This is a genomic window from Azospirillum isscasi (assembly GCF_030849505.1).
GTDB classification, from domain to species: domain Bacteria; phylum Pseudomonadota; class Alphaproteobacteria; order Azospirillales; family Azospirillaceae; genus Azospirillum; species Azospirillum isscasi.
Window position 1 is genome coordinate 1 of record NZ_JAUJFI010000164.1, and the last position, 12,548, is coordinate 12,548.

Sequence of the window (12,548 nt, forward strand, 5' to 3'; positions counted from 1 at the left end):
GGCGGGTGCCGCTGGGCAACCTGCTGGTCCGGGTGACCGGCGCGCTGCTGGCCCTGCCGCTGGTCCCCGCGGCGGCGGCGGCGCTGCCGGCCGGCATGGCGCCGCTGACGGCGGTGGTGACCGTGCATGTCGCCTTCAACGCGGCGCTGGCTCTGCTCTTCCTGCCGCTGGTGACGCCGCTGGCCCGGCTGACCGAACGGCTGCTGCCCGAGCCGGAGGGCACGGAGGAGGACGCGGCAACCCCGCGGCATCTGGACGAATCGGCGCTGGAGACGCCCTCCGTCGCCATCGCGGGGGCCCTGCGCGAAACCTTGCGGCTGGGCGATCTGGTGGAGGACATGCTGCGCCGCAGCCTGACCGCCCTGCGCCGGGACGACGAGCGCCCCATCGCCGAGGTCAGCCGCGCCGACGACCGGGTGGACCGGCTGCACACCGCCATCAAGCTCTATCTCGCCAAGCTCGGGCGCGGGCATCTGGACGCGGAGGAGACCCGGCGCGTCGACGACCTCATGGCCTTCGCCATCAACCTGGAGCACATCGGCGACATCATCGACAAGAGCCTGATGGATCTGGCCGCCAAGCGCATCCGCCACCGCCTGCATTTCGCGCCGGAGGATTTCCGCGAGGTCGAGGAGCTGCACCGCCGCACGGTGGAGAACCTGCGCACCGCGCTCGGCATCCTGATCGGGGAGGACCGGCGGCTGGCCCGGCAGCTCATCGCCGGCAAGGACGCGGTGCGGGCTCTGGAACGCACCGCCACCGCCCGCCATCTCGACCGCGTGCGGCGGGGCGACGCCGCCAGCATCGAGACCAGCGCCCTGGTGCTGGACATCCTGCGCGACCTGAAGCGGATCAACGCCCACGTCGCCGCGGTCGCCCTGCCGATCCTGGACCAGATCGGGGAACTGCGCGAGAGCCGCCTGAAGGTGGTCGGGCTGCCCCGCCTGGAAAGCCGCGACGTGTAGGGGGCCGTCCTACCGCGGCATCTCCCCGGTCAGGGTGGCGCTCAGCCCTTGCAGAAGGCCGAACCGGCACGCCTCGCCGAAGGTGGCGCGCAGCCGCGCCGGGTCCCCGATGGAAACCCGGATGTCGCCCGCCCGCGCCGGCTGGTGCAGGCGGCGCACCCGGCTGGCGCACAGCTCCTCCAGCACCTCCAGCAGCATCAGCAGCGAGGTCGGGCGCCCGGTGCACAGGTTGAAGACCTCCGCCCCCTGCGGACGGCGCTCCATCGCCTTCACCAGGAAGCGCACCACGTCGCCCACGAACACGAAATCGCGCACCTGCTGCCCGTCGCCGAAGATCGTCACGTCCTCGCCCTGCGCCACCCGGCGGGCGAAGATGGAGATCACCCCGGAATAGGGGGAGGCGGGGTCCTGCCGCGGCCCGTAGACGTTGAAGAAGCGGAAGCCGGTCGTCGGCACCCCGTGGATGGCCCAGGCCACGTCGGCGTGCAGCTCGCAGCCCAGCTTGTCCACGCCGTAGGCCGACAGGGGGCGCGTCGCGGCGTCCTCGCGCAGCGGGGTGGCCGGGTTGTCGCCGTAGACCGCGGCGGAGGAGGCGTAGACCACCGGCACCGGGCCGCCGTTGCGGGCGCTGCGCGCCGCTTCGAAGACGGTGACGGTGCCGGACAGGTTCGTCCGGTGGGTTTCCGCCCACAACTCGCGCGAGCGCTGGACGGAGGCGACGGCGGCCAGATGGAACACGCCGTCCACCCCCTGCATCGCCTGGCGGACGGCGTCGGGATCGGCCACGTCGCCCACCACCAGCCTGGCCGGCAGCGGCTTGTTCTCCAGCCGGCCCGTGCTCATGTCGTCCAGAATGGTGACCCGGTGCCCGTCGCCGATCAGGCGGTCGGCCAGATGCGATCCGATGAATCCGCAGCCGCCGGTCACGAGAAAATGGGCCATACGCCGTCCTTTCCGCCATCGCAATGCATGGGTCGATAGTGGCGAGGGGGGGAGGACCGGACCAGACCATCTTAGGAGGGGGCGGGCGGCGCAAGGGTTGCGGCCGCCTTGGCCGTTCGGGGTGGTGCGCCCCGGATGGCTTCCGATTCGGCTCCCTTTCAGGGGCCTTTCCCGGCACCCCCGCGGCGGGCAGGCGGGACCGATGGTTCAACAGGCTTATCCACCATCTTATGCACCATTTTGTGGATAACTTCCGCCATGGCCGGCGGGGGTGGGGACACGCACAGGACCACCCCCGCGGGGTTCCGGTTTCCCGGCCGCAGCGGCTCAGCAGCAGCCCGCCTTGCCGGCGCCGTAGCGCGCTTCCAGCCGGTTGTCGAGAAACTCCGGGTAGGTCATCGCCGGCTGGTCGGGATGCCGGGTGCGCATGTGTTCGAGGTAGGTGTCGTAATCCGGCACCCCGACCATGAGCCTGGCGGTCTGCTCGAAGTATCCGCGGAACCGGCTGAGGTTGCTTTTCAAGCCGCTCATGAGACGTCCCTTTCCAATATGCCGCCTCCGAAATTCCCTCTCCCGCCCCGGGAGAGGGGTTTGACGTCAAATGCTGCCGCGATCATTCCGCGGCTCCGGCGGTGACACGGTCTCCCGGAATCTCCCGCGTGGTCGGGCGGTCGCTGCGCAGCGCCTTCAGGCAGGACAGGATGCCGAAGATCAGCACCGCCAGAACGACCAGCACGAACAGCGACGCCAACGCGGCGTCCAGGTAATCGTTGAAGATCACCTGCCGCATCTGTTCCATCGAGGTCGCCGGGGCGAGCAGCCGGCCCTCCTCGGCGGCGGTGCTGAACCGCTCGGCATGGGCGAGGAAACCGATCGCCGGGTTGCTGTGGAAGACCTTCTGCACGCCCGCGGTCAGGGTGCAGATCAGCAGCCACGTCGCCGGCACCATGGTCACCCAGGCGTAGCGTTCGCGCTTCATCCGGAACAGCACCACCGTCGCCAGGATCAGGGCGATGCCCGCCAGCATCTGGTTGGAGATGCCGAACAGCGGCCAGAAGGTGTTGATGCCGCCCAGCGGGTCGATCACCCCCTGATAGAGGATGTAGCCCCAGGCGGCGACGCACAGCCCGGTGGCGATCAGGTTCCCGGCCCAGGACGCGGTCCGCTGGAGCGGCTTGAAGAAGACGCCGAGCAGGTCCTGAAGCATGAAGCGTCCGGCGCGGGTGCCCGCATCCACGGCGGTCAGGATGAACAGGGCCTCGAACAGGATGGCGAAATGGTACCAGAAGGCCATCATCGCCTTGCCGCCGAACAGGTCGGAGAAGATCTGCGCCATGCCGACCGCCAGCGTCGGGGCGCCGCCGGCCCGCGACAGGATGCTCACCTCGCCGACATCCTGCGCGGTCTGGGTGATCATCTCCGGCGTGATGACGAAGCCCCAGTTGTTGATCACCTGCGCGGCGGACTCCGCCGTGGTGCCCAGCACCGCGGGCGGGCTGTTCATGGCGAAGTAGATGCCCGGCTCGATGCAGGAGGCCGCCACCAGGGCCATGATGGCGACGAAGGACTCCGTCAGCATGCCGCCGTAGCCGATGAAGCGGGTGTGGACCTCGTTCTCCACCATCTTCGGCGTGGTGCCCGAGGAGATCAGGGCATGGAACCCCGACACCGCGCCGCAGGCGATGGTGATGAACAGGAACGGGAACAGGCTGCCCGACCACACCGGCCCGGTGCCGTCCACGAACCGGGTGACGCTGGGCATCTTCATCGGCGGCGCGACCAGCAGGATGCACAGCGCCAGCAGCACGATGGTGCCGACCTTGAGGAAAGTGGACAGATAGTCGCGCGGCGCCAGCAGCAGCCACACCGGCAGCACCGACGCCACGAAGCCGTAGCCGATCAGTATCCAGGTGATCTGCACGCCGGTCAGCGTGAAGATCGGCGCCAGGGTCTCGCTCTGGGCGACCTGCCCGCCGAGCAGGATGGCCGCGATCAGCAGGAAGAAGCCGATCACCGAGATCTCGCCGATCCGCCCAGGGCGGAGGAAGCGCATGTAGACGCCCATGAACAGGGCGATCGGCACGGTGGCGGCGACCGTGAAGAAGCCCCACGGGCTGTTGGTCAGCGCCTTGACCACGACCAGGGCCAGCACCGCCAGGATGATCACCATGATCATGAAGGTCCCGAACAGGGCGATCACGCCGGGGATGTCCCCCAGCTCGGCCTTGATCAGCTCGCCCAGCGACCGCCCGTCGCGGCGCATCGAGACGAACAGGATCATGAAGTCCTGCACCGCCCCGGCGATCACCACGCCGGCCAGAATCCACAGCATCCCCGGCAGATAGCCCATCTGGGCGGCCAGCACCGGGCCGACCAGCGGGCCGGCGCCGGCGATGGCGGCGAAATGGTGGCCGAACAGGACGTACTGGTTGGTCGGGACGTAATCCAGACCGTCATTGTGGCGCATCGCCGGAGTCGGACGCGCCGGGTCCAGGCGCATGACGCGCGTGGCGATGAAAAGGCTGTAGTAGCGGTACGACACCAGATAAGTGCAGACGGCGGCCACGACCAGCCAGAGGGCGTTGATGGTCTCGCCGCGCGCCAAGGCCACGGTGCCGAGCGCGAAGGCTCCCAGTACAGCGAAAAACAGCCACGGGACATGATTGAGGATGCGGGCCATGCGTACTCCTCCCAAACGATGCAGAATCGTCGAAAAGCACGATCATCCTGGCAAAAACGGCGGGAAATCATCCTCCCAAGCGGCTCATACGGAAAGCGAAAACCGCCCGGTCGCGACCGGATGGGCCGGAGTTAAGGCGTGGTACCCTCAAAGAGAGGGGATGTCCGTTCTCATCCGCCGCGGGCTTTCGCACGCATCCGCAAGCCGCCGATGATCGCGCCATGCACGATGCCGGCGCCCAGGCTGGTGTGGCCGCTGAACATGACGAGGCCGAGCCCCCACCCCTGCCACGCCACGAGCAGGCCCAGCGCCCCCAGCAGGGCGGCGGCCCCGCCGGCGCGCAGGCTTGCCGTGGCGGGCGCCGGCAGGGACCGTCCGAACAGGTCGTGCTGCTGTCGGTCCATCGCGACGGCCAGCGCGGCGAAACCCGTCAGGCACAGGATGAAGGAGGACAGGTGGATCATGGTCATCCCTCGCGCAGCACGGCGCCGTTGACGGGTTCGCGGACCGGCTTGCGCGCGGGCCGCGGCTTGGGCTGGTGCCGCTGCGTGCGGACCGCCAGGGCGGCATGGAGACCCGCCAGCGCCCAGCACATCGCATCCATGCCGGCGAACACCCGGTCGCCCGCGCCCAGGCTGTGCCAGAACGGCCTGGGCGTGGTGACGGCGTTGAGCACCGGCAGCAGCGCCAGCAGCGCGGCGGCCAGCCACAATTGCTCGACCCAGGCTTTTTTGGCCGGGCGCAGCACGGCGTGCAGCAGGGTCAGCGCCCAGACGATGAAGAATCCGTGGATCTCCCAGTTCGCGCGGTCCGCCAGCGTCACCGGCAGCAGCCGGTTGGCCCACAGGAAGGCCGTCATGGCGACCGACAGGCCGGCGATGCCGGCGATGTTCAGCCGCTCCACGACGCGGAAACCGACATGGGGCCGCTCCGGATCGGGCAGCTTCTGCCGCCGTTTCACGATCCACATCACCAGCCCGGTGCCCACCATCGCGGTGCCGGCGAGGCTGACGAGGAAATAGAGCCAGCGCGTCACGCTGTCGCTGAAACGCCCCAGATGCAGGGCGTAGAGCACGCCGCGCGTCTCCGCCGCCGCCCCCACCCCCTCATGGACCGCCAGCAGCCTGCCGGTGGAGCCCTCGAACTCCAGATACTGCGGACTCATGGAGACGCGCCCGCCGTCGCCGCGCGCCACCGCCACCCGCGCCGCCGCGTCGCCCGCGTGCGTGGCGGTGACCCGGCCCACATTGTCGCGGCCCCAGCGCTCCTGGGCCTGCCGCACCATGTCCTCGACCGAGGCGAGCGGCGCCGTCTCGCCGCTGGGCTTGCCCGGCTGGATGAAGGCGCTGAGTTCGGCGGTGAGCTGCTGGCGCTCCGCCGCGGTCCTGATCGCCGCCCGCTCGCCCCAAGGCATGTAGAGCGCCATCAGCGTCACCAGCCCCGTGTAGGTGATCATGGCGTGGAACGGCAGCCCGAAGACCGACAGCGCGTTGTGCGCGTCGAGCCAGGAGCGCTGGCCCCTGCCCCAGCGGAAGGTGAAGAAATCGGTGAAGATCTTCTTGTGCGTGATGACCCCGCTGACGATGGCCACCAGCATGAACATGGCCGCGATTCCCGCGATCCAGCGCCCCCACACCACCGGCATGTAGTGGAACTGGAAATGGAAGCGGTAGAAGAAATCGCCGCCCAGCGTCCCGCGCGACGTGACCGTCCGCCCGGTCGCCGCGTCGAAGTTGCCCTCGCCGAACGCGCGCTGCCCCGGAGCGGCCCCGGCGGTGCGCCAGAAGGCGTAGACGCTGTTGTTGCGGGCGTCCGGCAGGCGCAGGCTCCATTGCGGGCTGCCCGGCGCGACGGTGCCGAGCTCGTCGGCGATGCGCTGGGCCACCACCGCCGGGTCCGGCACCTGGATCTGCGCCGGCAGTTCGGGGCGCATCCATTGCGACAGCTCGTCCTTGAAGTAGGACACCGTCCCGGTGAGGAACATCGCATAGAGCACCCAGCCGAGCAGCAGCCCGACCCAGCTGTGCAGGTCGGACATGCTCTGGCGGAGTCCGCGGCCGGCGGGGCGCGCGTCCTGATCGGTCTTCACGTTCGGGCTCCCCGTCACCACACCGGCCACGCCGCCACGAGCAGCGGTGCCGCCACAACCAGCAGACCCGCCCAGGCGCGCCGGGCGCTGCGGACCGCGAAGACCCAGATCACCGCACCGGCGTAGACCGCGAAACCCGCCATCTGGCCGGTGAGCACCGCCTGCGGCTTGCTCATGGGAAGCGCCAGCGCCGCCACGCTGGCGAGTGCGGCCAGCGCATAGCCGCCGAACAGGGCGGCGGCCATGCGCGACACGAGCGGGCCAAACCTGCGGCCCCAGCCGGCCATCGACGTCATTTGTTGGGCGCCGCCGCCGGACCCGCGGGGATCGGCTCCAGCCCGTCGGCGTGAACGTAGGTCACCGTGGTGACGTAGCTCACACCGTCATACTTTTCGGGACCCTTGGCGCCCTGGCGCTCGCCGGGGGTGCGCTCGTTCAGGCTGACCTCGGCGACGTAGGTGCCCTTCCACGGCATGTCGAAGGTGACCAGCCCCTGCTCGTCGGTGTGTTCCTCCTTGGCCCAGCCGGATTGGGTGACCAGCGCCACCTTGGTCTTGGCCTTGGGCTGGCCCTGGAAGACCAGCCTGAACTGGCCCGGCTTGCCGGTGGGCACGAGGTCCAGCGCCAGCTTCGGCGCCTGCTCGGCAAAGCCGGTGATCAGGCGCGCCGCGGGATGGAACCAGTTGGTGGTCTCCTTGTCGCCCTGCTTCCAGCTGTAGAGCGGATAGAGGGCGTCCTCGGCGACGATGCTCTCGCCCGCCGCAGCCTTGAAGGGCAGCGCGAAGCCGTCCGCGGTCTTGGCGGCGTCGGCCTTCCGCTCGCCGTTGGCGGAGACGAGGGTGGCCGCCGGCTTGGCGAACTTGTCGAGCAGGCCCGGCGAGGCTTCGCGCAGGTTCTCGCCGAATTCCCCGAAGCGGATCGTGGCGTTCCCCTGGCCGGGCTGTTCGATCCAGATCTGGTGGGCCTGCGCGGGCGCGGCGAAGCCCAGCGCGGCGATGAAAGCGAGGGACAGCTTGTTCATGATGGTATCCACAAGGACGTGAGGATCAGAAATCGGCCTTAGAAATCGGCGGTGGCGGACAACAGGAAGGTCCGCGGCGACCCGACGGTCACGTAGGTGCCGGTGGTCAGCCAGTAGGTCTTGTCGAAGACGTTCTCGACGCTGGCGCGCAGCACGACGGGCTTGCCCGACACCTCGGCGTTGTAGCGGGCGCCGATGTCGAAGCGGGTCCAGCCGTCGAAGCGCAGCGTGTTGGCGTTGGTCAGGTAGGAGCCGGACGTGTAGATCACCCGCCCGTTGAGCGCGAGGCCCTCGACCCACGGGGTGTCCCAATCCAGGCTGCCGGAGAAGGTCTTGTCCGGAACGCCGGCGGCGTCGTTGCCCTCCTCCGCCGCGACGGCGGTCTTCGTCAGTTCCGGCTTCAGGAAGGTCGCGCTGGCCATGGCGCGCAGGCCGGGCAGGATCTCGCCGTAGGCGGACAGCTCCAGGCCGCGGTTGCGCTGCTCGCCGTCATAGGCCAGCTCGTTGGCCGCGTTGCGGATCGAACTCGGGCGCGAGAGCTGGAAGACCGCCGCGGTGGTCGTGACGGTGCCCCAATCGACCTTGACCCCGGCCTCGACCTGCTTCGACTTGAAGGGCTCCAGCACCGCCCCGGTGTTGGCGTAGCCGGCGCCGACGATGGTGCCGCGCGTCAGGCCCTCGGCGTAGTTGCCGTAGACCGCCACGTTCTCCAGCGGCTTGACCACCAGACCGGCGAGCGGCGTCGTGGCGCTGGCCTTGTAGCTGCTGGTCTGCGCGCCGGTCGCCGTGCTGTAGCCCTTCACCCGCACGGTCTGGTCGCGCACGCCCAGCGTCAGCAGGATGCGGTCCTCGACGAAGGACAGCGTGTCGGCCACCGCGACGCTGGTGAGCGTCGTCTCCGCCGACTTGCGCGGGTCGGTGCGCGGCGCCGTGATGACGGGAAGCGGCGACGGGTTGTAGATGTTCGACCGGGTCGAGCCGGCGGACTGGATGTAGGCGTTGCCCTCCTCCCGCTGGAAGCCGGTGTAGCCGATGTTGAGCTGGTGGCGGACGGGTCCCGTCTCGAAGCGCAGGCGTGCCCCCGCCGTGCCGCTGACCGTCTCGCTGTAGGAGTCGTAATAGGAATTGCGGACCGTGAAGTTGCCGAGCGCGTCCACGGCGGGGCCGGACACCGGGAAGATCTGCTCGTTCGTGCCGTCCCGGTAGCCGATGCCGGCATAGGCGGTCAGCCAGTCCGTCACGTCGAACTCGATGTTCGAGGCGATGGTCTTGTCCTTCTGGACCAGCGTCGTGTCGGGGTACCAGTTGCTCCGCGCGTCGGGCGGCGACGGGATGGCGGTGGTCGTGGACAGCAGGCTGATCTGCGGGCGGAAATTGTCGGTGTCGTCGCGCTGGATGATGCCGTCGAGCGACCAGCGCAGCCGCTCGCCCCGGTAATCCACCGCCAGCGCGCCGAGGCCGGTCTTCACGTCGCCGTCCTCGATCGAGGCTTCGCCGCCGCGCAGCAGGCCGTTGAAGCGCACGCCCCAGGCGTTGTTCTCGCCGAAGCGGCGCCCGGTGTCGACATGAAGGCCGAAATTGGCGTCGCTCTGGTAGAGCCCGGTCACGCGGGTCAGCGGCTGTTCGCCGGCCCGTTTGCTGAGGATGTTGATGCCGCCGCCGATGCTGCCGCCGGGGGCGATGCCGTTGATCAGCGCGCCGGGTCCCTTCAGCAGCTCGATCCGCTCGATGATCTGCGACGGCACGCGGTTGGAGGACACCAGACCGTACATGCCGTTGAAGCCGACGTCGCCGGACGGAACCGCGAAGCCGCGGATCTGGAACGTGTCGTCGAAGCCGTTGCCGCCCGTGGTCGTGCGCACCGAAGCGTCGTTGACCAGCGTGTCCGCCGCCGTGCGCGCCTGCTGGTTCTCGATCAGTTCGGACGTGTAGTTGGTCGTGCTGAACGGCGTGTCCAGCGTGTTCCTGGTGCCCAGCAGGCCCAGCGAGCCGCCGCGCGCCACCTGGCCGCCGGCGTAGGGCGGCGGCGGCTCGCCCGGAGCCGATCCGGCGTTGGCCGAAACCTGAACGGACGGCAGCACCGTCACGCCGGACGAGGCGTCGGCAGCCGGCGCGGCGCCCTGCGCCACCAGACCGTACCCCGACGGCGTGCGCGCGATCCGGTACCCGCTGCCGTCGAGAATCCGGCGGAAACCGTCCTCGACCGTCGTCGCCCCGCGCACCCCCTGGGAGGTCTTGCCGCGGACCTGCTCCGCGTCCACCGCGACGGCGACCCCGGCCTGTGCGGCGAAGCTCCGCAACGCGGCGTCGAGGGGACCCGGCGGCACGTTGGCCTCGACCGTACGGGCCGCCCCCGTCTGGGCATGGGCCGCCGGAGCGATCGGAAGGCCGCCCGCCAGGACGGCGCCGGCAACGCAAACGGCCATGGCGACCGGGCGCAGCCCCGGTGCGAAGAGGTCGTGCGCAGAGCCGGCGGCGCTGCGGCGGCGGGCGGTCCGGCGCAGAGCACCCTTGCCGCTTGATTGTAGCATAATGCCTTTTCCTCTACCAAAAGGTGTGCGCATGGCGCAGCGTCGGCGACCGGCACCCCGTCCGTTCCAATGAGCCGAACATTTGCGCTGATCACCAGAATGCGAATGATTCTCATTCTAAGCATCGGGCGGCGGGTTGCGCAAGAGGGCAACGTCACCGGTCCGGTGATCGTGCGCACCCTTATATCCATGATCTCTTTAGGGGAATTTTGAACGCTTCAACGCCTCCGCCTCCTTCGGAGGCAAGGACGTGCGGCACCACCGCCGGTCACCATCTCAAGGAAAGAGATGCCCGCCGATGCGCAACCATCAAGCAAATCCTTTGAATAATCTTACAATCGCCACCTGCATGAACTTGCCCTCATATAATATCCATCACGACAGTATGGGTGATCCGATGTCCTGCGCGGGCCACGCCAAACGAAATCGGCACTCATTCGTTGAAAACATTCGCGGTGTTCAGATATTTTTTAACAAATTGATTTGTTATTGGCTCTCCCGATACGGAACTGCCGCGACAGCGAGAGGGTCAACATGCCGGATACCCTGGACGCCACCGTTCCGCTTCTGACCATCCCCGATGCGCTGGCCTCCGAAGCGGCGGCGGTGCTGCTGAGTGGCGATGCCGGCGCGTTGAAGACCGTGCAGGAGAAGCTCGCGGCGGCACTGACCGGCCAGGGGCTGCCGGGAACCGCGGCGGGCACCGTGGCGGACGGCTGGATGCGCGACGTCGCGGCGGGAATCGGCGCGAGCGGCACGCCCGACGACGCCATCGCGCAGGCGAGCCGGATCGCCGCCGGAACCGCGGCGCGCATGGCCCAGGCGGCCCAGGAAACCGCCGCCCTGTCGGGGGAACAGCGCTTGGCCGTGGCCCTGGCGCAGGGCGTCGTGAACGATCCCGGGACGGCTTCCGACCTGTCCTCGGCTCTGTTCAGCGGGGTGATGGACCCGCTGGCCCGCCCGGCGGGGGCCGCGGACCCGATCGCCGCCCTGTCGCAGGCTTTGACCGCGCCCCCGGTGGCCCCCGCGGCGCCGGAAGCGGTTCCCGCTTCGCCGTCCGACAAGCTCGCCGCCGCGCTCGCCTCCGGGGTGGGGGTGCAGGACGCGGTGAAGGCGCTCGGCCCCGGCCAGGGTGGACCGTTCGCCGAAGCGCTGGAACAGGCCCTGTCCAGCGGCGCCGACGCCGGCAGCGCCGTCGCCGCGGCGCAGGCGCTGAGCGCCACGAGCACCGACCAGTCCAAGTCCATCGCGGTCGAACAGACCGACGGAGCGCGCATGCTCGGCGCCCTCGCCTCCGGCAGGACGGAGGGGGCGGGCGGCGCCCTGGACGGCAACCCCGCCTTCACCAGCGTCCTGAACGACGCGCTGGCGCAGGGCGCGCAACCCGACGCCGCGCTTGGCGCCTCGGCCAGGGCGCAAACGGAGATGGCAGCCCGCCAGGACGCCGCCGCCGTGCCGCCGAAGCCGGCGGACGCGCTGGTCGCCTCGCTGGCGTCGGGCCAGAATGTGGCGGCCACCCTCAAGACCTTCGCGGGTGCCGCCGGCCTGGACGGCGCGGCGTCCGGCGGATTCGGGCAGGCGCTGGGACGCGCCCTGTCCACCGGCCAGGAGATGTCCGGCGCGCTCGGTTCGGCCCAGCAGACCGTGTCGACGGCGATGGCGCTGTCGGCGGAAACGGCGAAGGGCGTGAAGAGCGACGGGCTGATCGCGGCGCTCGCCAGCGGGCAGAACGTGCAGCAGGCGGTCCAGTCGCTGGGCGGGTTTGGCGCCGCCTTCAACGCCGCCTTGGGGCAGGCGCTGGCGGACGGGCGCGCCCCCGGGCAGGCGCTCGCCGCCGCCCGCCAGACCGCGGACACCGTGCAGCAGAACGCCCAGAGCAGCGAAGTCCCCGTCTCCGCCGAGAACAAGGCCCTGGCCGGTCTCGCCGCCCCGGCGCCTGCGGGAGAAGCGGCCAAGGACGGCGGCGAGAAGGGCGGCGGCGAGAAGCCCGCGCAGAACGCCGAGACGCCGGAAGGCAAGCCCGCCGAACAAGTGGCCGAGGCCGCCGCGGAGAGCAAAGCCGCGAAGGGCGAAGAAGGAAGCAAGGAGGACGGCGGCGAGAAGGAAGGCGGAAAGGAAGGCACCAAGGACGAGGGCGCCAAGGAGGGCGCCAAGGAGGACGCAAAGGGCGAGGCGGGAGACAAGGCCACCGCCGAAGCCTCCCCCGACGCGGCCAAAACCAGCGCCGGCGCCGAACCCGCGCTCAAGGCGATCAGCTTCGACGCGCCGGGCGCCGCCAAGAGCGCCGACGCCCCCGCGCCGAGCGCCACCGCCCCCGCAC

At 69.9% G+C, this 12,548-nt stretch carries 10 protein-coding genes; 2 read left to right on the forward strand and 8 right to left on the reverse strand.

Annotated elements, in window-relative coordinates; genetic code table 11:
• Positions 1-965: Na/Pi cotransporter family protein (locus tag QSG27_RS23635; protein ID WP_306710484.1), on the forward strand; the 965-nt coding region annotated here is incomplete at its 5' end.
• Between the two features lie 9 nt (positions 966-974).
• On the opposite strand, the gene QSG27_RS23640 is transcribed toward QSG27_RS23635, so the two are convergent.
• The 8 genes from QSG27_RS23640 to QSG27_RS23675 form a co-directional block, all read right to left on the reverse strand.
• On the reverse strand, positions 975-1,907 hold the full coding sequence (locus QSG27_RS23640) for an NAD-dependent epimerase/dehydratase family protein (protein ID WP_306710487.1): 933 nt from the start codon (positions 1,905-1,907) through the stop codon (positions 975-977).
• 327 nt (positions 1,908-2,234) lie between these two features.
• On the reverse strand, positions 2,235-2,438 hold the full coding sequence (locus tag QSG27_RS23645) for a YbdD/YjiX family protein (RefSeq protein WP_407653265.1): 204 nt from the start codon (positions 2,436-2,438) through the stop codon (positions 2,235-2,237).
• 82 nt (positions 2,439-2,520) lie between these two features.
• Positions 2,521-4,587, reverse strand: a complete 2,067-nt coding sequence (locus tag QSG27_RS23650) for a carbon starvation CstA family protein (protein WP_306710488.1) — start codon at positions 4,585-4,587, stop codon at positions 2,521-2,523.
• A 170-nt stretch (positions 4,588-4,757) separates the two neighbouring features.
• Entirely contained in the window at positions 4,758-5,051 is a 294-nt protein-coding gene (locus QSG27_RS23655) for a DUF3325 domain-containing protein (protein ID WP_306710490.1), read from the reverse strand.
• A gap of 2 nt (positions 5,052-5,053) precedes the next feature.
• Positions 5,054-6,676, reverse strand: coding sequence for a PepSY-associated TM helix domain-containing protein (locus QSG27_RS23660; protein WP_306710491.1), 1,623 nt, complete (start codon positions 6,674-6,676; stop codon positions 5,054-5,056).
• A 14-nt stretch (positions 6,677-6,690) separates the two neighbouring features.
• Positions 6,691-6,972: a DUF3649 domain-containing protein gene (locus tag QSG27_RS23665; protein WP_306710493.1), complete on the reverse strand. Its 282-nt coding sequence runs from the start codon at positions 6,970-6,972 to the stop codon at positions 6,691-6,693.
• Positions 6,969-7,697: a cobalt ABC transporter substrate-binding protein gene (locus QSG27_RS23670; RefSeq protein ID WP_306710495.1), complete on the reverse strand. Its 729-nt coding sequence runs from the start codon at positions 7,695-7,697 to the stop codon at positions 6,969-6,971. Before QSG27_RS23670 ends, QSG27_RS23665 begins: the two co-directional genes overlap by 4 nt.
• Before the next feature lie 38 nt (positions 7,698-7,735).
• Positions 7,736-10,228: a TonB-dependent receptor gene (locus tag QSG27_RS23675; protein WP_306710497.1), complete on the reverse strand. Its 2,493-nt coding sequence runs from the start codon at positions 10,226-10,228 to the stop codon at positions 7,736-7,738.
• Between the two features lie 534 nt (positions 10,229-10,762).
• Here QSG27_RS23675 and QSG27_RS23680 point away from each other — a divergent pair.
• On the forward strand, positions 10,763-12,548 hold a 1,786-nt coding region (locus tag QSG27_RS23680; RefSeq protein WP_306710498.1), incomplete at its 3' end, for a hypothetical protein.